General features: G+C 45.7%; 18 protein-coding genes. 17 read left to right on the top strand and 1 reads right to left on the bottom strand.

From position 1 onward, the window contains the following. Nucleotides 1–309: 309 nt before the first annotated feature. The 11 genes from FXV75_RS03180 (at nt 310) to FXV75_RS03230 (ending at nt 16,808) form a co-directional block, all read left to right on the top strand. Entirely contained in the window at nt 310–1,263 is a 954-nt protein-coding gene (locus FXV75_RS03180; RefSeq protein WP_148831157.1) for a WYL domain-containing protein, read from the top strand. Between the two features lie 69 nt (nt 1,264–1,332). After that, nucleotides 1,333–2,913: a type I restriction-modification system subunit M gene (locus FXV75_RS03185; RefSeq protein WP_148831158.1), complete on the top strand. Its 1,581-nt coding sequence runs from the start codon at nt 1,333–1,335 to the stop codon at nt 2,911–2,913. Then, complete coding sequence (locus tag FXV75_RS03190) at nt 2,910–4,097, top strand: restriction endonuclease subunit S (RefSeq protein ID WP_148831159.1); 1,188 nt, start codon at nt 2,910–2,912, stop codon at nt 4,095–4,097. The genes FXV75_RS03185 and FXV75_RS03190 overlap by 4 nt, the downstream gene beginning before the upstream one ends. 88 nt (nt 4,098–4,185) lie before the next feature. Then, a complete protein-coding gene (locus tag FXV75_RS03195) occupies nt 4,186–5,187 on the top strand; it encodes a Fic family protein (RefSeq protein ID WP_148831160.1) in 1,002 nt (333 codons plus the stop codon). Between the two features lie 63 nt (nt 5,188–5,250). Then, nucleotides 5,251–8,364, top strand: a complete 3,114-nt coding sequence (locus FXV75_RS03200; RefSeq protein ID WP_148831161.1) for an HsdR family type I site-specific deoxyribonuclease — start codon at nt 5,251–5,253, stop codon at nt 8,362–8,364. 103 nt (nt 8,365–8,467) lie between these two features. Continuing rightward, entirely contained in the window at nt 8,468–9,727 is a 1,260-nt protein-coding gene (locus tag FXV75_RS03205) for an SIR2 family protein (RefSeq protein ID WP_148831162.1), read from the top strand. 12 nt (nt 9,728–9,739) lie between these two features. Continuing rightward, entirely contained in the window at nt 9,740–11,479 is a 1,740-nt protein-coding gene (locus tag FXV75_RS03210; protein ID WP_148831163.1) for an ATP-binding protein, read from the top strand. Between the two features lie 117 nt (nt 11,480–11,596). Further along, nucleotides 11,597–13,747, top strand: a complete 2,151-nt coding sequence (mobH, locus tag FXV75_RS03215; protein ID WP_148831164.1) for a MobH family relaxase — start codon at nt 11,597–11,599, stop codon at nt 13,745–13,747. Nucleotides 13,748–13,795: 48 nt separating this feature from the next. Continuing rightward, entirely contained in the window at nt 13,796–15,616 is a 1,821-nt protein-coding gene (gene traD, locus FXV75_RS03220; RefSeq protein WP_148831165.1) for a conjugative transfer system coupling protein TraD, read from the top strand. 9 nt (nt 15,617–15,625) lie between these two features. Then, a complete protein-coding gene (locus FXV75_RS03225) occupies nt 15,626–16,186 on the top strand; it encodes a conjugative transfer protein (RefSeq protein ID WP_148831166.1) in 561 nt (186 codons plus the stop codon). Continuing rightward, the gene (locus tag FXV75_RS03230; RefSeq protein ID WP_000033753.1) at nt 16,173–16,808 is read left to right on the top strand and encodes a DUF4400 domain-containing protein; all 636 of its coding nucleotides are present in this window, start codon (nt 16,173–16,175) and stop codon (nt 16,806–16,808) included. Before FXV75_RS03225 ends, FXV75_RS03230 begins: the two co-directional genes overlap by 14 nt. Before the next feature lie 26 nt (nt 16,809–16,834). Here the strand turns inward: FXV75_RS03230 and FXV75_RS03235 are convergent, their stop codons facing one another. Next, nucleotides 16,835–17,422, bottom strand: coding sequence for a plasmid-related protein (locus FXV75_RS03235; RefSeq protein WP_148831167.1), 588 nt, complete (start codon nt 17,420–17,422; stop codon nt 16,835–16,837). A gap of 288 nt (nt 17,423–17,710) precedes the next feature. Here FXV75_RS03235 and traL point away from each other — a divergent pair, with 288 nt between their 5' ends. From traL to traA, 6 genes are all read left to right on the top strand, one after another. Further along, nucleotides 17,711–17,992: a type IV conjugative transfer system protein TraL gene (gene traL / locus FXV75_RS03245; protein WP_000433889.1), complete on the top strand. Its 282-nt coding sequence runs from the start codon at nt 17,711–17,713 to the stop codon at nt 17,990–17,992. Beyond that, on the top strand, nt 17,989–18,615 hold the full coding sequence (locus FXV75_RS03250) for a TraE/TraK family type IV conjugative transfer system protein (protein WP_025441422.1): 627 nt from the start codon (nt 17,989–17,991) through the stop codon (nt 18,613–18,615). The genes traL and FXV75_RS03250 overlap by 4 nt, the downstream gene beginning before the upstream one ends. Beyond that, nucleotides 18,596–19,495, top strand: coding sequence for a type-F conjugative transfer system secretin TraK (locus FXV75_RS03255; RefSeq protein WP_349481718.1), 900 nt, complete (start codon nt 18,596–18,598; stop codon nt 19,493–19,495). The genes FXV75_RS03250 and FXV75_RS03255 overlap by 20 nt, the downstream gene beginning before the upstream one ends. Before the next feature lie 2 nt (nt 19,496–19,497). After that, entirely contained in the window at nt 19,498–20,787 is a 1,290-nt protein-coding gene (locus FXV75_RS03260; protein WP_148831168.1) for a TraB/VirB10 family protein, read from the top strand. A gap of 74 nt (nt 20,788–20,861) precedes the next feature. Next, nucleotides 20,862–21,434, top strand: a complete 573-nt coding sequence (gene traV, locus FXV75_RS03265) for a type IV conjugative transfer system lipoprotein TraV (protein ID WP_024008834.1) — start codon at nt 20,862–20,864, stop codon at nt 21,432–21,434. Beyond that, the gene (traA, locus tag FXV75_RS03270; protein ID WP_004249359.1) at nt 21,431–21,817 is read left to right on the top strand and encodes a TraA family conjugative transfer protein; all 387 of its coding nucleotides are present in this window, start codon (nt 21,431–21,433) and stop codon (nt 21,815–21,817) included. The genes traV and traA overlap by 4 nt, the downstream gene beginning before the upstream one ends. The last annotated feature ends 153 nt before the right edge of the window (nt 21,818–21,970 follow it).

Consider the following 21,970-nt stretch of genomic DNA (forward strand, 5'->3'; position numbering starts at 1 on the left):
ATCATCGATGGCACCAAACAAGGTCTTCACACCGATATCTGAGCGGCAATTGCAATCCAGATCAAAAAGTTGCCGCTTAGTCTTCCCTACAAAATAATTTGTGATAGGATGATACCTAATAAAATTAATTAGGTTGAAGCCTATTCAGTGTTTTATGGCCATCTGTCCAGCTTCAACCAGTAGAGATTGCTAAGTCATTGCAGATGAAGAGCAGCATTGAGTGATGCTTTTCAATGTGATTACGCGATGTCTGACGGTACTTTATAAACAGAGTTTTAAGAAACTGGTTGAATTGGATAAACAAGACGCATGACAAATGATGGTCTGAAACAAACAGTACTAGCGAGTTCACTCGCTAAAGAAGGCGCGAAAGGAAAGCCAGATAGGCTTTCGCAGATAGCGCAGTTGCCACAAGCAACCAGGGATCGCATTGCCCATATCGATTTCACCTTATTGTTTAAGGGCGAAGCAGTACGGGCGGATTTAGTCGATCGCTTCAGTATAGCCGCCGCACAAGCAACGAAAGACTTCACAATGTACCGAGAGCTTGCACCAGGCAATATTGAGTATGACCAAAAGCTCAAATTGCATAAGCGCGGTGAAGCATTTGAACCCCTGTTCGACTATGACGTTGTGAGAACGCTGGCAACCATTAGCCAAGGCTACGGAGATGGCTTCACTGGAAAGGTAAAACCACCTCTTGCGTGTGAAGCGCCTTATCACCTTAACAAGCCGAGTTTATCGATAGTAGCGAAAGTCACCGAGGCCATCCACAAAGGCAAAGCCTTGAGTATCACCTATGTGTCGTTATCGAGCGGTGAAACAACGCGGGAAATTGTGCCGCATACGCTGGTGGACAATGGCCTGCGTTGGCACGTTCGTGGTTTTGACCGCAAGCATAGCGAGTTCCGTGACTTTGTACTGACCCGAATTAAAGCAGCGGTTGTGCTTGAAGACTCAAGGTTATCTGAATCTGAGTTCGAAACCCAAGACCGGCAATGGAACCGCTTTGTAGAGCTAGAGTTAGTGCCGCATCCTCGTATTGAGCATAGCGAAGCGATTGAGCTGGATTATGGTATGACGGGCGGCGTTCTAAAGGTTGAGATTAGAGCTGCAACCGCTGGGTATTTGCTTCGCCAATGGCATGTGGATTGTTCCAAAGCACACAGCCTTCAAGGCACTGAATACCAGCTTTGGTTAAAGAATACTCCGACACTCTACGGGGTCGGAAATTTGAATTTAGCTCCAGGGTTTAACGAATGATGTTCGACGACAGTGAACATTGCGTAACCCATAAATGAATTATGACGAATTAAAATCAGGAATAAATAGATGACAAGTTTACAACAACGTGCCGAACTTCAACGCCAAATATGGGCGATTGCCAACGATGTTCGAGGCTCAGTGGATGGTTGGGATTTTAAACAATATGTACTGGGTACGCTGTTCTACCGTTTTATCAGTGAAAACTTTGTCAACTACATCACAGGCGGAGATGATAGCGTTAATTATGCTGCCATGTCTGACGATGACGAAAACATCAAGTTTGCTAAAGAAGATGCCATTAAAACCAAAGGCTATTTTCTTTACCCTAGCCAGTTGTTTAGCAATGTGGCGGCTAATGCACACAAAAACGAAAATTTAAATACGGATTTGGCAGCAATTTTTGCGGCAATCGAAAACTCAGCCAATGGCTATGATTCAGAAAAAGACATCAAAGGCTTGTTTGCGGATTTTGATACCACCAGTAATCGTCTGGGTAATACGGTCGAGGCAAAAAACAAACGCCTGGCCGCTGTGTTAAAAGGTGTGGCAGGATTAACCTTCGGTAATTTTGAAGACAACCAAATTGATTTATTCGGTGACGCCTACGAGTTCCTGATTTCAAACTATGCCGCAAATGCCGGTAAATCCGGTGGCGAGTTTTTCACGCCACAGCACGTCTCGAAATTGATCGCGCAGCTCGCCATGCACGGCCAGACCAGTGTCAATAAAATCTATGACCCTGCTGCGGGTTCTGGCTCGTTGCTGTTACAAGCTAAAAAGCACTTCGATGCGCATATCATTGAAGATGGTTTTTTTGGTCAAGAGCTCAACCACACCACCTACAACTTGGCACGTATGAATATGTTTTTGCACAACATTAACTACGACAAGTTCAATATTCAGCTGGGCGATACCTTAACCGAACCGCACTTTTTAGATGACAAACCGTTCGATGCCATTGTCTCTAACCCGCCTTATTCAGTGAAATGGATTGGTAGCGACGACCCAACCCTAATCAACGACGACCGCTTTGCGCCCGCTGGTGTGCTTGCGCCTAAATCAAAAGCCGACTTTGCCTTTGTGCTGCATGCGCTAAGTTACCTATCAAGCAAAGGTCGCGCAGCTATTGTTTGCTTCCCCGGTATTTTTTACCGTGGTGGTGCTGAGCAAAAAATTCGTCAGTACTTGGTTGACAACAACTATGTTGAAACCGTGATTTCACTGGCACCAAACCTGTTTTTTGGCACCACCATTGCGGTGAATATATTGGTGCTGTCGAAACACAAAACTGACACTACCACCCAGTTTATTGATGCCAGCGGTTTGTTTAAAAAAGAAACCAATAACAACGTACTAACGGACAACGAAGACGAAAAAAATCCGGGTCATATTCAGCAAATTATGAAGGTGTTTGCCAGCAAAGAGAACGTAGATCACTTTGCTAAATCGGTGGATTTGGATGTTATCGCAGGTAACAGCTACAACCTTTCGGTAAGCAGTTATGTGGAAGCCAAAGACAACCGCGAGCTAGTGGACATTACAGAGCTTAATGCAGAGCTTAAAACCACTGTTGCTAAAATTACTCAACTTCGCAGTGATATTGACACCATTGTGGCAGAGATTGAAGGTGAGGAGCTTGAGGCATGAGTAATTTGAGCTATTTAGAGAAGCTACTGGATGGGGTTGAGGTGGAGTGGCTGCCATTGAAAGAAGTGCTAGTACGCACTAAAGGAACAAAAATAACAGCCGGGCAGATGAAAGTCCTTCACAAGGATGGAGCGCCGTTAAAAATTTTTGCAGGAGGCAAAACAGTTGCCTTCGTGGATTTTAACGACATACCTGAAAAGGATGTAAATCGGGAACCGTCGATTATTGTAAAGTCCAGAGGTGTGATTGAGTTCGAGTATTACGAGAAACCGTTCTCACATAAAAGTGAAATGTGGTCGTATTACTCGGATAACGATGCGATCGATATAAAGTTTATTTACCATTTTTTGAAATTGCATGAACGGCACTTTCAAGGCATCGGTAGCCGAATGCAAATGCCGCAAATTGCAACGCCAGATACTGATAAGTTTCTCGTACCCATCCCATGTCCAAATAACCCAGAAAAATCGCTGGCAATACAAGCGGAAATTGTGCGTATTCTGGACGCATTTACCACTATGACCGCCGAGCTGACCGCCGAGCTTAACATGCGGAAAAAACAATACAACTACTACCGCGATCAGTTGTTGAGTTTTGACCTGTCTGCCGATCAGGCGGGAGAGGGTGATGTTGAGTGGGTAAAATTAAGTACCGTTGCCAATATCAAAAACGGCAAAGATTGGAAGAAGTTGGGATCGGGCAAAATCCCTGTTTATGGCTCTGGCGGAATCATGCAGTATGTGGATACTTTTGCTTACAACAAACCAACTGTATTAATACCAAGAAAAGGTTCGATAACTAATATTTTTTATGTAGATGAGCCCTTCTGGAATGTTGATACGATTTACTACACAGAATTAGATCTAGATAAGATCATTCCAAAATTCTTTTATTATTTCATGACAACTATTGACATGATGCAATTAGATACTGGGTCAGGCAGACCAAGCCTTACGCAGGCGATTTTGAATGAAATTAAGATTCCTTTACCAACACTTGAAGAGCAAGCTCGTATTATCAGTCTTTTGGATAAATTCGACACCTTAACAACTTCGCTGCAAGAAGGTCTCCCACGCGAAATAGAACTCCGCCAAAAGCAATACGAGTATTATCGTGACCTGTTGTTGAGCTTCCCTGCCAGTCCGGCAGGCGGGCCGAAATCTCATTCAGATGAGGCAGCTTAATGAGTAAAACGCTAACGGAAATAGCAGAGTCAGTTATCCGGAAATTCCGGATAACTGTCAACGAAGGTAAGTATAAGGAGGCAGCCTAATGGCCTACCAACCACCTTTTACCATCACCACCGATATTTTGAACTTGGTGGCACAAATCAGCCAGCAGGTGGGTGAATTAAACGCCAGCCAGCTCAATGCTTCGCCGCAACTGCGCAAGCAAAATCGCATTAAAACCATTACTGGCACGCTGGCGATTGAAGGCAATACCTTAACCGAAGAGCAAATCACTGCCATTGTAGAAGGTAAGCCCGTATTGGGCAGCGTGCGTGAGCTGGCCGAGGTAAAAGGCGCGATTGCCGCTTATGATGCACTGCCTGCATTCACACCCAGCGAGATTTCCGATTTACTCACGGCTCACGGTTTAATGCTGTCAGATATTCTTGTGAATGCCGGTGAGTTTCGCAGTAAAGGCGTGGGTATCCATAAAGGTGGTGTGGTGCACCATGTTGCGCCGCCTGCGCATCAGGTATCCGGTTTAATGGCCGATTTAATCCAATGGCTTAAGCAAACAAAAGACCACCCATTGATCGCCAGTTGTGTATTTCATTACGAATTTGAGTTTATTCACCCCTTTGCCGATGGTAACGGTCGTATGGGGCGGTTATGGCAAACGCTGATTTTATCCAAGTGGCATCCGTTGTTTTTATCTTTGCCGCTAGAAAGTGTGATTAAAGACCATCAGCAAGCCTATTATCACGCCCTAGAGCAGTCCGATAACCAAGCAGACAGTTCGCCGTTTATTCATTTTATGTTGTCGGTTATTCAGCAAGCGTTGGTGCAAAATGCCTCTGTAAACGCCCCCCTAAAAGAAGGTCAAAACGCCCCTGTAAATACCCTTATCAATGTAACGGGCCTTAAAACGCCTGAGGCTATTTTAGCATTGCTGAGTAGCACGCCCGAGCTAACCCGACAACAACTCGCTGATACCTTGAATAAAGACGTGAGAACCATTGGTCGCGCTATTAGCAAACTACAAAAAGAAGGCAGGTTAACTCGGGTAGGTTCAGATAAAACCGGCCATTGGCAAGTCACTGAATAATGCGATGCGGTGGCTATTTCCATTTTGGAAAACACCACGGCTAACAAAAAAGGATGTAAACGAATGACAACGTATAAAACAGTTGCAGAATCGAATAACTTTATTGTGTTAGATAAATACACCAAAGACTGGAAAGTAGCAGAAAACTTTCAGAGCGAAGGTGATTTAGAGCGTGAGCTGATTCAGGACTTAGCGAATCAAGGTTATGAGTATCTACCCGCCTTGACCACACCCGATGCCATGCTGGTGAATGTGCGTAAACAATTACAAGCCCTGAATAAGGTCGAGTTTACCGATGCTGAGTGGGCTCGCTTTTGCGAGCAATACCTAAACACACCAAGCGACAATATTCTTGATAAAACCCGCAAGGTGCACAGTGACTATATTTTCGATTTTGTCTTTGATGATGGCCATATCGAAAACATCTACCTGTTCGACAAGAAGACCATTGCTCGTAACAAAGTGCAGGTCATTAAGCAGTTTGAGCAAACGGGAAGCCATGCCAACCGTTACGATGTGACGATTTTGGTTAATGGTTTGCCTTTGGTGCAAATCGAGCTGAAAAAGCGGGGTGTGGCAATCCGTGAGGCGTTTAACCAAATACATCGCTACAGCAAAGAGAGCTTTAATGCAGAGAACTCGTTGTACAAGTTCTTGCAGCTGTTTGTGATCTCGAATGGCACCGACACGCGCTATTTTGCCAATACCACCAAGCGCGACAAGAACAGCTTCGACTTCACGATGAACTGGGCGAAGTCAGACAATACGCTGATCAAGGATTTAAAAGACTTTACCGCCACTTTTTTCCAGAAAGAGACGTTGCTTGAAGTGATTTTGCGTTACTCTGTGTTTGACGTCAGCAATACCTTACTTGTAATGCGCCCCTACCAGATTGCGGCCACTGAGCGCATTTTATGGAAGATAAAGAGCGCGTTTAACGCTAAAGACTGGGCTAAGCCTGAAAGCGGGGGTTACATTTGGCACACCACAGGCTCAGGCAAAACACTAACCAGCTTTAAAGCGGCACGTTTGGCCACCGATTTAGACTGCATCGATAAAGTATTTTTTGTGGTGGACCGAAAAGACCTCGACTATCAGACCATGAAAGAGTATCAGCGGTTCTCACCTGACAGTGTGAACGGTTCAGACAGTACCGCAGGGCTTAAGAGTAACCTGGATAAAGACGATAACAAGATTGTCGTCACCACAATCCAAAAGCTCAACAACTTAATCAAAAGTGAAAGCGATTTAGCGATATACAACAAGCAAGTTGTTTTTATTTTTGATGAGTGCCATCGAAGCCAGTTCGGTGAAGCGCAGAAAAATTTGAAGAAGAAATTCAAAAAGTACTACCAGTTTGGATTTACCGGTACGCCAATTTTTCCTGAAAATGCACTGGGCGCAGAAACTACGGGCGATGTGTTTGGCCAGCAGTTGCACACTTATGTGATCACTGATGCCATTCGTGATGAAAAAGTACTCAAGTTCAAAGTGGACTATAACGATGTTCGTCCGCAATTTAAGAGCATTGAGACTGAGCAGGATGATAAGAAGCTTAGTGCCGCTGAGAATAAGAAAGCCTTCTTACATCCAATGCGCATTGGTGAAATCTCGCAGTATATTCTGAGCCATTTTAACCAGAAAACGCATCGAGCCTATTCTGGCGCTAAAGGGTTTAACGCCATGTTTGCGGTAAGTAGTGTTGATGCAGCGAAAGCCTACTATGAAACCTTCAAAACATTGCAGGCCGAGGCCGAAAATGGACCCACAAGTAAGCCTCTGCGCATTGCGACTATCTTCTCATTTGCAGCCAATGAAGAGCAGGACGCCATTGGTGATATTTTAGATGAGAGCTTTGAAGTTAGCGCGATGAACAGCAGCGCGAAAGAGTTTTTGAGCGCCGCGATTAACGATTACAATGCCATGTTTAAATCTAACTATGGCGTGGACAGTAATGGCTTTCAGAACTACTACCGTGACCTTGCTCAGCGCGTGAAGAATCAAGAAATAGATCTGCTCATAGTGGTGGGGATGTTTTTAACGGGCTTTGATGCGCCTACACTTAACACCTTGTTTGTTGATAAGAATTTGCGCTATCACGGCTTGATGCAGGCATTTTCTCGCACTAACCGCATTTATGATGCGACGAAGACCTTTGGCAATATTGTTACCTTCCGTGATTTGGAACAGGCAACCATTGATGCCATCACCTTGTTTGGTGACAAAAACACCAAAAACGTGGTGTTGGAGAAGAGCTATAAAGAATACATGGAAGGCTTTAACGATATTGCTACTGGCCAAGCGCGTCGAGGTTTTGTTGATATCGTCAAAGAGCTGCAAGAACGTTTTCCAAATCCAGAAAATATTGAAAAAGAACAAGATAAAAAGGAATTTGCCAAGCTATTTGGTGAATACCTCAAAGCAGAAAATATTTTACAAAACTACGATGAATTTGCTGGCTTAAAAGCACTGCAAAGCCTAGATACCAGTGATGAACAAGTTGTTGAAACGTTCAAGTCAAAGTACTATCTGGACGATGCTGACATCGAGGCAATGCAAACCATCGATATGCCGAGCGAGCGCGCTATTCAAGATTATCGCTCTACCTACAACGATACCCGCGACTGGTTGCGACGCGATAAAGAAGGTCAGGACAAAGATAAGTCAACGGTAGACTGGGACGATGTGGTTTTTGAAATTGATTTGCTTAAATCGCAAGAAATAAACCTCGATTACATTCTTGAACTGATTTTTGACCACAATAAGAAGAACAAGAGCAAAGAAGGCTTGATTGAAGAAGTTCGTCGTATGATCCGCGGTAGCCTTGGTAATAGAGCGAAAGAGAGCTTAGTGGTTGATTTTATTAACCAGACAAACCTAGATGAGATCAATGACAAAGCCAGCATTATCGACGCTTTCTTCAAATTCGCCCAGGCGGAGCAGAAGCGCGAAGCCGATGCCATTATTGCCTCTGAAAAGCTCAATATCGATGCTGCCAAACGCTATATTGCGTCATCACTCAAACGTGAGTACGCCTCTGAAAATGGCACTGCACTTAATGAGGCGCTGCCCAAACTTAGCCCATTGAACCCACAGTACCGAACCCAGAAGCAAACGGTTTTTCAGAAAATTGCCGCTTTTGTTGAAAAATTCAAAGGTGTGGGTGGGCAGATATAAGTGTTATTACGTGCTGTTCAGGAAGGAAGTTAAATAGCACAAGCGTCTGAAATTTATTGATTTCTAGGCTGGTTGTCTTTTACGTGGAAGGTGAATTAAAAAAATGGAAAATGAAAACATAGTAAGGTTTTTGTCATCAGACATAAAAAGGAACTCCGCGTCTTCGAAGAGAGAGCCAATCGAAATTGATCTTTCTAATGATGACTTAGATGACGAGCTGGCCACATTTTTTCGTTTTATCAATAAAGTTTTAGATACTGATAATTTAGTCATACTGGCTGGCTCAGGCACGTCTCTAACATTTAATAAGCCTTCTCAGCAGAATAAAGCGCCTATCGCTCCAAGTATGTGGCACCTTTGGGACTATTGTAAAAAAGCAGATGAGAATCTTTTTCAATTGGTTTTGAGGGCAACAAATTATGATGCCCTTCAAAAACATCGTGAAGCAAACGGAGATGCAAAGCCAGACATTGAACTATTATTGTCTCTTTGCGATTCCTCTTTAGCCGTTGGGAACCTTTCAAATCAAAGAATTAATCAAGTAAGTAAGTTCCTTGAGCAAGCCAAAAACATAATTTTAGCTAAAACTACCTTTACTGAATCGATCCCTGAATCAGACTGGGTTAGTCATGATAAATTTATGCGTGCAGTAGGTAGAAGGAGTGCTCAGCAACAACGACTTAAACTTTTCACTACTAATTATGACTTGGCTTTTGAGCACGCGGCATCAAATACTGGTTTTGTTGTTATTGATGGTTTTGAGTTTTCTAACCCCTCTTTTTTTAATCCTATGTGGTTCAAGTATGACATAGTGAACCGTGGACACTCCAAGAGCAGTGAAGGCGCATACATATCCAATGTGGTTCAGCTATACAAGATGCATGGCTCTGTGGACTGGAGAAAATTTAACGGCAGAGTTAGAAAGCTAGGTTCTGATAGCAAAATTGGTGAACCTGTTTTTATCTATCCAAGCAGTAGCAAATATCAGACATCTTATGATTCTCCTTACTTAGATATGATGACTTCTTTTTTGGAAGTAGTTAAACAACCAAAAACGGCTGTATTGTGCCTAGGTTTTGGTTTTAATGATAAGCATATAAATAATGCGCTAACTATGGCGCTTAGGACTAATCCTGAGTTTATGCTGATGGTTGCAACGAAAGACCCATTCAGTGAAACGGGTTCATTCAATGATGAGATTAGGAATCTGCTAATGGCAGCTATTGACCATGGGGATGGCAGAATCGCAATAATGGATTCAACGTTTAAACAGTTTTCTAGTCTGCTACCTGAACGAAGATCAACAACTCCCGAGGACGAACTCTTCAAAGCATTTGAAAAAATCACTGCGAGTATTAAATAAGGGAGACTATTCATGGAGCGGAAAAAGTGGTTTTCCCCGTACGATCCAACAAGACGGATTGGTAGCGTCATTAGCGTATCTGCAACCGAGCTTATCATTAACTTATCTAAAGCGGGATCTGGTGAGCCCAGTTGGTCATTCGGAAATCGAATAGCCGCTGGAGAAGTAAATGAATTTGTATTCATCGACATAGGTGAAACAGCGATACTTGGGCGCTTAGTGAAAGTGTGGATTGAGGGGGGAGAGAGATTAAGTGTTGACGGTTTGGCTGATAAACCATCCGAAAATCATCCAATTGGACTTGTTCAATTATTGGTGAGTTTGAACCCAGCTAATGGTCGTAACTACAAAGGAATTAAACAGCATCCGAGATTAGGTAGCCAAATATATTCAGCTCACCCGTATCTGGTAGCAATAATCGCTGAAGGTAAACAAGATGAGGAGCCTGGCCAAATCCATTTACCGTTAGCTTCCCTTCCGCATGATGAATCCGTAACTGTTCACGTTACCCCTGAGAAATTGTTTTCACGCCATTGCGCTATTTTAGGAGCAACAGGTGGCGGAAAAAGTTACTCGATGACAAACATCATCGAGCAAGTGATTAAGGCCGGAGGAAAAGCAATTATTATTGACCCCACGGGGGAATATGAGTCACTTGGCTGTGATAGTTACTATGTTGGGAATCATGCAAAAGCAACTCCATTTAATCAGTTAACTTTTCCACATTGGCAGTTTACAGACTCAGATATTAGAGCCTTTTTAAGGCCTTCAGCGCAAAGCCAAGCGCCTAAACTGGAGGCAGCTATCGAGAGTCAGAAAATAGTGTGGCAATTTTGGCAGAAACAAAATCATGGCCTTGATTTCAAAGCAAATTATCTTTTGAACAAGTCTGGTCAAGCAAAGGCTCCTTACGAAGCTGCTCTATTATCTATGAATAGCTCTATCCAGACAGCTCCATGGATGTTTAAAAACATTGCTGACCAGATTGTAAACGAGTGTGTGTGGCCCAATGGCGGTAATGCTAATAATCCTAACCCCACTATTTGGGGCGGTAGAGCTGATAATGATGTTGGCCACTGTTTAAACCTGATAGCTCGGATTAAAGCCTATTCAAACAACCCCAATTTAAAATGGATGATTGACCCGGATGATAAATTAAAGACATTACCTAATCTTATTGATGATTTCTGTTCGCCAATAAGTAGCAATAATGTGCTGAGATTAGATCTTTCTGAAGTTCCATTTGAAGCAAACTCAAGAGAAATACTTGTTAATGCCATTGGTAGAAAGTTGTTATCTGTAGCCAGGCAAGGTGCAATAAACCATGGTGCACCTCTATTAGTATTTATTGATGAAGCTCATCAATTTCTCAATAAGCGCATCGGAGAAGAAACGAACAGATTTGAGTTGGATGCCTTTGGGAATATTGCTAAAGAAGGTAGAAAGTATGGTTTGAATACCATCATTGCTACTCAGCGCCCACGTGACATTCCTGAAGATGTTTTAAGTCAGATAGGTACACTTATTGTTCATAGGTTGACCAATCAGCTGGACCAAGAAATTGTAAAAAAGGCTGTTGGCGCTATTGATCAACGTTCAGCATCTTTTCTCCCTGTCTTGGGTCAAGGAGAAGCTTTGTTGTTAGGAGTCGATTTTCCATTTCCTATGACTGTGAAAATGAAACGTCCTGCAAATGCGCCAACTTCGAAAAGCGCTTGCTTTTCTAAAAGTTGGAAACCGTTGCAAAATTAGTTTCAATTAAGACAAAACTGCTTCGCCACTTCCTAGTCAAATAGGTGCGGTTCTTTTACATCTAATTCACCGCCAGTGAGTTTATGAACCTTCACACTATCGTGTCGGAGGTTCACTATGTTCAAAAACCTATTTTTTCAAACCAAAGCACTACCAGAGCTGTCATCTCAACTGGATACAGACATTCCACGCTACCCCCCATTTCTCAAGGGGTTGCCAGCTGCATCACCCGAGGATTTACAGTCCACACAAGACGAGCTAATTGCCAAACTGCGCCAGGTACTTAGCTTTAACCAGCGTGACTTTCAAAGGCTGATTCAACCCTGCATTGATCATCTGGCGTCCTATGTTCACTTGTTGCCAGCTTCTGAGCATCATCATCACAGTGGTGCTGGTGGTTTATTACGTCATTCGTTGGAAGTTGCTTTCTGGGCGGCACAAGCTGCTGAAGGGATCATCTTTGTTGCCAGTGGCACACCGGTTGAGAAAAAAGAGCTAGAGCCAAGGTGGCGTGTTGCAGCGGCTCTTGGTGGTTTGTTCCATGATATTGGTAAGCCTGTTTCAGACTTGTCCATCACAGACGAAGATGGACGCTATCAGTGGAACCCTTTTTTAGAAACCTTATCCCAGTGGACCACAAATAACAGCATTGAACGCTATTTCATTCGCTGGCGCGACGGACGGTGCAAACGGCACGAGCAATTCTCAATTCTGGTGTTAAACCGGGTGATGACGCCTGAGTTGCTCGCCTGGTTAACACAACCTGGCCCTGAAATTTTGCAAGCCATGCTGGAAGCAATTGGCAATACCGATCCAGAGCATGTCCTGTCTAAACTGGTCATTGAAGCTGACCAAACCAGTGTACAGCGAGACCTGAAAGCTCAACGAATTTCCGTTGACGACAACGCCCTTGGTGTCCCAGTCGAACGCTATCTACTTGATGCCATGAGGCGATTGCTTGCCAGTTCCCAGTGGTTAGTTAATCAGCGAGACGCCAGAGTCTGGGTACGAAAATCGAATCAATCAACCAATCTTTACCTGGTCTGGAAAAGCGCGGCTAAGGACATCATTGAGCTGTTGGCCAAAGACAAGATACCTGGCATTCCAAGAGATCCTGATACCCTTGCGGACATCCTCATTGAGCGAGGATTGGCCACTAAATCCGCCTCAAATGAGCGATATGAAAGTCTTGCCCCTGAAGTGCTGATCAAAGACGACAAGCCAATCTGGTTACCCATGCTGCATATATCTGAGGTCGATTTATTGTTCAGCTCGAATGTACCAAGTGGTTTGACACTGTTTAGTAAACCTGAGTGGGAAGCAACACAACAAACACAAGCAGAGCCTCAGAGTCGTTCCAGTGAGCAGCCAGGCTTGTCTGAAGCGTCATCATCAATTGAACATAGTAGTTCGGCACAGTCACCATCGACAAACTCGTCCGAACAAGATGATGAACTTCGTCATGCCAGTGATGTTAATAACCCCCAGGCAACTGAAAATGCTCCAGGTGATGAATGCGAAAAGCCTAACAATTCATATGATGGCGCTATCTCAAATAACGTAAACCAGCACGATGCAGAAGCATTGAATCTGCCTGAATCTTTGGCATGGCTCCCAGAGGCCAGCAGTGCGTTGGTTATGGTTGATGAACAGATACTGATCCGCTATCCCGATGCCGTAAGACATTGGTGTGCTCCCCGAAAACTGCTTGCTGAACTCAGTCGATTAGATTGGCTTGAATTAGATCCCGCAAACCCGACTCGTAAGGCCAGAACTGTGACTACGAATGATGGCGTTCAGGAGCAAGGGTTACTTCTGAAGGTATCGATTTCTAAAAGGCTAATTGCACTGATAGACCTTTCCAAACAAGACGCAGAAGCGGCGGCAGCAATTCAGAACGAAGAGGCTTTACAGCGTCCGAGTCGAACTGAGACAACTAATGCCCAAGCAAAAGAGCCCGCCACAAGAGCGGAGCGTAAGCAAAAGCCGATTGAGCCCAATTCGAACTCAAGTACAGATCCCAAACACGCGCAGCGCCAACAGATGGTTAATTTTGTGAAAGATTTGCCCATCTTACTGACCGATGGCGATTACCCAGACGTGGATCATAGTGCCGATGGTATTCGCGTCACGATTCAAACCTTACGCCAAGTCGCCAATGAGCATGGCATTCCAGCCGGACAGCTGCTTCGGGGGATCTCGGCCAGTGACCAATGCCAGTTTGATGAGGGGGAAACGGTTCTGTTTACCGCTCATGCTAAACGTTAATCCATTTGAAATTAAGTGGATTGCAAACGGTTATTTTGCGGAGCATGAATGAAAGAAAACGCATATGAGATGCCCTGGCGGACGAAATATGAAGCCATGGCAGCAGCAGGCTGGCTGGTTGGGGCAACTGGGGCAATTGCCGCAGAAATGCTGACTGAGCTACCACCTGAGCCATTTTGGTGGATGACAGGGATTTCCTCGGGCATGGCGTTGTATCGCCTGCCTGAGGCTTACCGTCTTTATAAGTTGCAGAAGGGGCTAAAAGGCAAACCATTGGCTTTTATGGCGCTGTCGCATTTGCAAAAGGTGATGGCAAAACATCCTGATGAATTGTGGTTGGGGTATGGCTTTGAGTGGGACCAACGTCATGCCCAACGCGCTTATGAAATCTTAAAGCGGGATAAGCAAACCTTGCTTAACCAAGGTCACGGCAAACAAATGGGTTCGACCTGGATTCATGGTGTTGAGCCCAAAGAAGAAGATGTGTACCAGCCAGTTGGTCACACTGAGGGGCACACCTTAATTGTCGGTACGACCGGTGCGGGAAAAACACGATGCTTTGATACGATGATCACTCAGGCCATTTTGCGCAATGAAGCCGTGATTATTATTGACCCCAAGGGAGACAAAGAACTTAAGGATAATGCACAGCGAGCCTGTATTGCCGCCGGTAGTCCTGAGCGCTTTGTGTATTTTCATCCGGGGTTTCCAGAGCATTCAGTACGACTTAATCCCCTGAGGAACTTTAACCGGGGTACTGAAATTGCTAGCCGAATTGCGGCCTTAATCCCATCCGAAACCGGTGCTGATCCATTTAAAGCCTTTGGTCAAATGGCACTGAATAACATAGTGCAAGGTCTGTTGCTTACGTCACAACGTCCTGATCTGAAAACACTGAGACGATTCTTGGAAGGTGGCCCAGAAGGCTTGGTAGTAAAAGCCGTCACGGCCTGGGGGGAGCAGGTGTATCCGAACTTTAGTGTGGAGATCAAGCGCTTTACCGAAAAGGCCAACACCTTGGCTAAACAAGCCATGGCGATGCTGCTTTTCTACTACGAACGCATTCAGCCCGTTGCCGCCAATACTGATTTAGAGGGGCTATTGAGTATGTTTGAGCATGACAGAACTCACTATTCCAAGATGGTGGCCTCATTGATGCCGGTGCTCAATATGCTCACATCAAGTGAACTAGGTCCATTGCTATCACCTATTGCAAACGATGTGGATGACAGCCGGTTAATTACGGATTCTGGCCGTATTATCAACAATGCCCAAGTGGCCTATATCGGGTTGGATTCATTGACCGACGCCATGGTTGGTAGCGCCATTGGTTCGTTGCTTTTATCCGATCTCACCGCCGTGGCCGGTGACCGCTATAACTATGGTGTTGAAAATCGTCCCGTAAATATCTTCATCGATGAGGCGGCTGAAGTCGTCAACGATCCCTTCATTCAACTGCTCAACAAAGGCCGTGGCGCAAAAATGCGTTGTGTGATTGCTACTCAGACCTTTGCTGACTTTGCAGCTCGTACAGGCAGTGAAGCTAAGGCTCGCCAGGTATTAGGTAACATCAACAACCTGATAGCTCTTAGGGTGATGGATGCCGAAACGCAACAGTACATTACTGACAATCTGCCTAAGACTCGGTTGCAGTACATCATGCAAACTCAAGGTATGTCGTCCAACTCGGACAGCCCCGCGTTGTTTACCGGCAATCATGGCGAACGCTTGATGGAGGAAGAAGGCGATATGTTTCCACCGCAGTTATTAGGCCAGCTCCCCAACCTGGAGTACATCGCCAAGCTTTCAGGTGGCCGCGTGATCAAAGGTCGCATTCCTATTTTAACCAGCTCTACACAGGCAGCATAAGGAGTCTGTATGCATCATTCTGTCTGTCTGAAAATGACAACACTTACCAGTAAAGAAATGCTCGCTCAGTGGCAGCAACATAACCCCCAGTTCAAGGAAACCTTAAGACTACTTGAAACCGACTGGCCTCATGCTTTGGCCTCGGTGCATTGCTTGGCGGACTACTTAACGGATGCGTTCACGTTAGATGGCCATTCCATCTTTGATTTGTGCCTTTGTAATGGCTTGGGCAGTTATGAAGAAGTTAGTTGTGATGATGACAGTGTACGCCTTTGGCATTTCATTGAGGCACTGACCTGGACTGCCGCCAGTGCTTTAACTGGGATTCGCCTGCGTGATCCTGACCATTTCGAGTGGGCCGCCGTGGATGGTGTGTATTTCCACACCTGGATTCGTAATCGTCCAAATCGGATGGCGCATTTGGCTGAAGGACGCATCGACGTGCGTTATGTCAGTGGCCATACGACGACAAAGCGGCTTCAACAAGTGATTAAAGCCCGGATTATGACGCCAACCGTTGCAGCCATGCTGGCCCGAGTAGAAGAGGATGTTTGGCATGAGCAAGCATAAGTCGGTTTGGCTACTTTGTCTGGCGCTGATGCTGGAGATTATTGCTATTGGCGTGTTAGTGCCCGGTGATTGGACTGGCCGGGTCATTAGTAAAGAAAAGCAGATGATCCAAAATCAATTGGGCGCTCAAACAAGCTATTGGATTGGTCAAACTAGCCATGGCTGGTATCAATCATGGGTTGTAGATACGCAGATGGAGCAATCTGTGCGTGATTTTCTAATCCCCACTGAAGAGCAGCGACTGCGCTCTAAAGGGATGGAGAACATGGGCGGCTTTTGGTTTGTGTGGGTAGAAGACCGTATTCAGGCATTTTTTGATGTGCTGTACCAAGTGTTCACTCGATTTGCTTTGCTGATGGTCTGGTTGCCCTTTGCGCTTATTCTCATGTTACCGGCGCTGTGGGACGGCTTGATGACCTGGAAGATTAAGAAAACAACCTTTGATTTTTCTAGCCCTATTATTCACCGCTACAGCATGATAATTCTGGGCTCAGGCGTCATATTGCTCTTTATGGGATTGTTCGCCCCGCTGGCTATTCCACCGGTGGTACTACCGTCGCTGATCATCGGCTTGGCATTGATGGCAGGGTTGGCGTTAAGCCACTTGCAGAAGAAGATATGAGGCCAGTTAGGCCTCATCTTGTAGAGCTAAAACCTTACGCTTACTGCATTGCCATTCTCGTCTTCCGCTGGCAAATGATAAGTATCAATAAGGTGACCTTGAAGCCAAATATATTGCGGTATCCAAAACGAGTACTGTCGTATAAGAGCCAATACTTCTTTCAGCGGTTTGTTTGCATGAGGCTCGGCAAGACGAAAGTACATGAATGAGCAATCATCTCGAAAGTACTCCTGAAGCTCTGAATCCGATAGCGTTTCTTTTAGAGGCCTGTTTTGTTCGTCGTCCTCATCAGGGGAGTTGGCATAAATTTCAAATAGCTGCTTTTCAGTGAGCATCTCCAATAAGTGGTCTTCAATTAAAACCCCATCACTGGTATCGACATCCATACCATCTTTGACATCAAAAGCCATGACACATCCAGAAGATAATGCCACCTCTGATGGTTTCAGTACGTCATTAGCTTGCACAACCTGATGCCAATGATTAAAACCAGCTGATACTGCAACTTCATCGAGTGCTTCAGTGTGTGGAATGGATTTTTCACGTTTAAGCTTTCGTGCTTTTTGCTTTAAACGTTCAACCGAGGCAGAGGAAATGATTTTAGTAATTTGCATTGAGTTTCTCCTATTAGCGAATACGGTGCCCACTGCCGAGGTCGCAGAAAAAACCTAAGCAAAAAATAAATTTGATATGCATGTCGTCCCGTCCGGGTTTGCTAAAGTGGGCAGCTGGTCTCGACACGACCAATATCCCCATCATATCAACCGCATCAAAAAGATCAATTGTTAGTATTGTCTGATTAGAACCCTCAAAACCTTCAAGAATTCGGCATCTAGCTGACCACTGAAGCTGCCAATCCCGAGGCATCCTTCACTTCTCAATTCAAACAACGAGGAGTGACTATGGAACCTGTAAATATTCCATCCTATATCGATGATCCGCCGCACTTCCTGCTTTGGAGTGCCGATGAGATGGCTCCCATTCTGTTGGGGCTAGTGATCGGCATTTTTACCGGTAATGCCTTGGTTTTATGCCTGTTGGGGTTGGTGACAACCAAGCTCTATCGGCGTTTTCGTGATGGTCGCCCAGATGGTTTTATTCTTCACGCCATCTACTGGGCTGGACTGTTGCCAACCAAAGCCAAGACGATCCCTAACCCATTTATCAGGAGCTATCTGCCGTGAAGTTCGACGTGTTTTTAAAATCATGGCAAGGCACGCAATTAGAGAACCGATGGCAGCGGTTCCTGATTGCGGTGCTGGTGCTATCTAATTTGCTGCTTGCGATAGCGGCATTTTCTCGCAATACCGTGGTAGCTATTCAACCACCAACCTTGTCTGAAACGGCTGAAGTGTCACGAAACCAAGCCACTCAACCTTACCTTGAATCCTGGGGACTCTACCTGGCTGAGCTTATGGGCAACGTGACGCCGGGTAATGTGTCTTTCATCCGGGTTGCCATTGAGCCGCTACTTTCTCCAGCGGTGTACCAGCAAGTGGTCGATGCACTGGAGATTCAGGCAAGACAGATCCGTGAAGACCGAGTCACGCTCAAATTCCAACCCAGACAAGTGGAGTATGAGTATGAAACCGGCCATGTCTTTGTGACCGGTTATTCCTTGGTCTCTGGACCATCTGGAGATGAGCAGCGCCAAACTCGCACCTATGAGTTTGATATCGATATTGAGCAATACCGTCCAAAACTTAGCTGGATGGATACGTATGAGGGGCAAGCTAGAACGAAGCGCGTTCGTGAAAAGTTGACCCAAGAGCAAAACCGGAGGGTGAATGATGCGAACCAAAATTAGTCGATGGATGACACCAAGCTTAATAGCAATTAGCTTGAGTGGCGTTCTGTTATCACAAGCGTCGTATGCAGACGTGGAATTGCCGATTGTGCCAGCCAGTGTGATGAAGCAGTCTGCTACTGCAAATCCACCGGTTCAAAGCAATTCGGTTGCAGCGGATACGCCAACAACGCTACTGATGACACCGGGGGTTAATGAACTGATCCCTGTAGCACTTGGTCATCTGAACCGGATTGTGACGCCGTTTGAATCGCCTCAGGTGAGAACAACCAGTGATGCTCAGACGCAAATCAAGGGGAATGTTGTATATGTAGCCACGGACAAAGAATCACCGGTTTCACTTTACATCACACCGCCTGGTCAGGAAGCGCCCGCATTATCAGTCACCTTAGTACCTCGTCGTATTCCACCGCGTGAAATCACCTTAGCTATTGATGGTCAGCAGTGGCCTATTAAGGGCGTCGTGAACCGAAAAGCCGCCACTTGGGAAACGGCTCAACCATACGTCGATAGCTTACGTGACTTACTCAGAAGCCTTGCATTAAATGAGTTACCACAAGGCTATGACATCCGTTTAGCTGGCCAAACTGACACAAGCCCGAAATGTTTTCAGCCGGGCTTAAAGTTTGGTTTTAAGCAGGGGCAAATTGTGACGGGACATTACTTCACCGTCTATGTAGGACTGGTTGAAAGCTTTGCCGATGAACCGATAGAAGCCAGTGAAATAGCCTGTCATGCACCAGATATAGTGGCAAGCGCTTACTGGCCTCGCAATATCTTGTTGCCGGGTGAAAAGACTGAGTTGTATGTGGTTGTTCGCAATCATCGTGAAGAACCAGTGGAAAGTCAGCGACCTTCGCTTCTTGTGGGAGGTAAGTAACGATGAAAGCACAATGGGAACAAATGAGCCCGAACATGAAGCGGGGCCTATCGGTTGCTGGTATTGCTGGTGGTCTCATCCTTATGGTGATGGTGTTTTCACCTAATCCTGACGATGGCGCGAGCAGTCGGAACCGGCAGGAAACGATCCGGCACATTCTTACGGATACCAATACCCGTGATGTTGGGGTCGATAGTTTGGCTGCGAACGTAAAACTACTCAGTGAGCGCAATGAACAGTTACGTCGTGAAGTTGAGCGCTTGCGTCGTGACGTCGATTCAGGGCGACTAAGCCCAGGTTCGCCTTCTATTCCAAGTGAGGTCAATGCGGAGCTGGCCCGCCTTAGAGCGGAACTTGATGATGTTCGCGCTGGAGGTGATGTAGCAGTTGAAGGCACAAATAGCCGTTTTGAAGTGCCTTTATCTGCCATGGAATTACCTAAAGAAGAAAAGCCACTGCCGTCTAACCCAGACGACTATTTTGCCAATGCGCCGCTGCCTGATCCGCTCTATCAGCAGCCAGCCAATGGCCAAGGTACACGAGCTCGGGATGTTCCATTGCCGCCAATCACGATTCGTATGATTGAGCCTGAAGTGGTTGCCGAACCAGACGTTGTTGTGCAAGAAGCGCCGCCTTTGTATCTACCGGCGGGCAGCATCATCTCGGGTACTTTGATCACGGGTTTGGATGCACCTACTCACGAATCCGCAAGACGCGAGCCTTTTCCTGCATTGCTGAGGATTCAAAAGGAAGCCATTTTACCCAACCGATTTAGAGCGGATATCAAAGAGTGTTTCTTGATCGCCGCAGGTTACGGTGATTTGAGCTCTGAGCGTGCTTATTTGCGAGGCGAGACCATTTCATGTGTGAGAGAAGATGGTGGCGTCATTGAAACACGACTGGATTCTTATGCCGTGGGTGAAGACGGCAAAGCCGGTATTCGTGGCCGATTAGTGTCGAAACAAGGCCAGCTGGTGGCCAAATCGATGATGGCCGGATTCCTTCAGGGCTTGGCAGGCGCATTTGATGTGAATCCTGTACCAACGATTCAGACGGGTAATGCCGGTGATACTCAGCTGTACCAGCAAGTCATGAGCCAAGAAGCATTACAAGGCGCTGCGATTAAAGGCACAGGTAAAGCATTGGATCGAGTGGCCAAGTTCTATTTGGACATGGCTGAAAATATGTTCCCAGTCATAGAGGTAGACGCTGCAAGGAAAATTGAAGTCATAGTCACTCGTGGGGCCTCGTTGTCGTTGGCCAATTCGCAAGGGGGAGGTGCAAGAAGATGAAAAAATCCTGCATGTTGCTAACCGATCGAAGTCCGTTTCAGACAATAAGATGTGTATCCAGAGGAGAGTTAACCATGACGACATCAATGCAGAACAACCCAAAGCACCAGTCAAAACAGTGGTCTAAAGCTGGATTACTTTTATTGGCAGTCGGCTCAACCTTATTGTCTGGCTGTAGTTCATTGGGTCTTGGGAGTAGTGAATATGGATGCCCAGGTATGCCTGACGGTGTGCGCTGTTTATCCGCTCGTGAAGTCTATGAGCTTACCAGTAATGGCGCTGCACCCAAGACGATTGATGCTGTGGCGACTCGAATTGGTTCTCCCTCTGGGTATTCACAATCTGATTTAGAGACAGGACTACTTAGCCATCCAGCATTACCTGAGACGCAGCAATCTGCACCTATTCGCATTCCTTCAAGGGTGATGCGAATTTGGATTGCGCCTTGGGAGGATGACCGTGGAGATCTGAATTTATCCAGCTACGTGTTTACCGAAATTGAACCGCGCCGGTGGGATATTGGGGTGTCAGCACCTCGAACGGTTTCGCCTGTGCTACGTCCACTTCAGACTCAGAGCGATTCAACCTCAGCGGGAGCTGATGGTAAGCGCGATAACTTGAGTATCTACGGAGAAACTAACGAATGACAAATGCAGTTCGCAGCATTCAAACTCAGCGCCTAATGACCATTGGTGCGCTTGGTTTGATGGCGTTAATGATTTCGGAGCCCTCATTTGCGGGCACCGGTGGTGATGCTTTCACCGATGTGTGGGATACCCTAAAAGATTGGACCCAAGGTACTTTGGGACGGATCGTAGCGGGAGCCATGGTTCTGGTGGGTATTGTGGGCGGTATCGCTCGCCAAAGCTTGATGGCTTTTGCTCTGGGCATTGGTGGCGGTATGGGTCTCTACAACACACCAACAGTCGTTGAAAGTGTTATGTCTGCAACCTTACCTGTTGTTGCCAGCACTCAAGAAGTTATTGGTACAACAGTTCCAGCAATCAGCGCCGTTTTACTGGGCACCTGAATGTGAACCACAGTAGGCAGTTCACTTAAGGTAATCAAACTAGGTCTACACAACATCGGGTTATTGGTGATGTTGTGTAGACCTTTTCATTTCAGCGACGCCACATTAACGAACTTGGTTTACAGTATTTGGTATATTAATACCTAAAATGTT

It is taken from the genome of Marinomonas sp. IMCC 4694, from assembly GCF_008122525.1.
Lineage (GTDB): Bacteria > Pseudomonadota > Gammaproteobacteria > Pseudomonadales > Marinomonadaceae > Marinomonas.

Coding starts and splice junctions, on each gene's coding strand:
- FXV75_RS03180 (WP_148831157.1), top strand. CDS start 310: ATGACAAATGATGGTCTGAAACAAACAGTACTAGCGAGTTCACTCGCT.
- FXV75_RS03185 (WP_148831158.1), top strand. CDS start 1,333: ATGACAAGTTTACAACAACGTGCCGAACTTCAACGCCAAATATGGGCG.
- FXV75_RS03190 (WP_148831159.1), top strand. CDS start 2,910: ATGAGTAATTTGAGCTATTTAGAGAAGCTACTGGATGGGGTTGAGGTG.
- FXV75_RS03195 (WP_148831160.1), top strand. CDS start 4,186: ATGGCCTACCAACCACCTTTTACCATCACCACCGATATTTTGAACTTG.
- FXV75_RS03200 (WP_148831161.1), top strand. CDS start 5,251: ATGACAACGTATAAAACAGTTGCAGAATCGAATAACTTTATTGTGTTA.
- FXV75_RS03205 (WP_148831162.1), top strand. CDS start 8,468: ATGGAAAATGAAAACATAGTAAGGTTTTTGTCATCAGACATAAAAAGG.
- FXV75_RS03210 (WP_148831163.1), top strand. CDS start 9,740: ATGGAGCGGAAAAAGTGGTTTTCCCCGTACGATCCAACAAGACGGATT.
- mobH (WP_148831164.1), top strand. CDS start 11,597: ATGTTCAAAAACCTATTTTTTCAAACCAAAGCACTACCAGAGCTGTCA.
- traD (WP_148831165.1), top strand. CDS start 13,796: ATGAAAGAAAACGCATATGAGATGCCCTGGCGGACGAAATATGAAGCC.
- FXV75_RS03225 (WP_148831166.1), top strand. CDS start 15,626: ATGCATCATTCTGTCTGTCTGAAAATGACAACACTTACCAGTAAAGAA.
- FXV75_RS03230 (WP_000033753.1), top strand. CDS start 16,173: ATGAGCAAGCATAAGTCGGTTTGGCTACTTTGTCTGGCGCTGATGCTG.
- FXV75_RS03235 (WP_148831167.1), bottom strand. CDS start 17,422: ATGCAAATTACTAAAATCATTTCCTCTGCCTCGGTTGAACGTTTAAAG.
- traL (WP_000433889.1), top strand. CDS start 17,711: ATGGAACCTGTAAATATTCCATCCTATATCGATGATCCGCCGCACTTC.
- FXV75_RS03255 (WP_349481718.1), top strand. CDS start 18,596: ATGATGCGAACCAAAATTAGTCGATGGATGACACCAAGCTTAATAGCA.
- FXV75_RS03260 (WP_148831168.1), top strand. CDS start 19,498: ATGAAAGCACAATGGGAACAAATGAGCCCGAACATGAAGCGGGGCCTA.
- traV (WP_024008834.1), top strand. CDS start 20,862: ATGACGACATCAATGCAGAACAACCCAAAGCACCAGTCAAAACAGTGG.
- traA (WP_004249359.1), top strand. CDS start 21,431: ATGACAAATGCAGTTCGCAGCATTCAAACTCAGCGCCTAATGACCATT.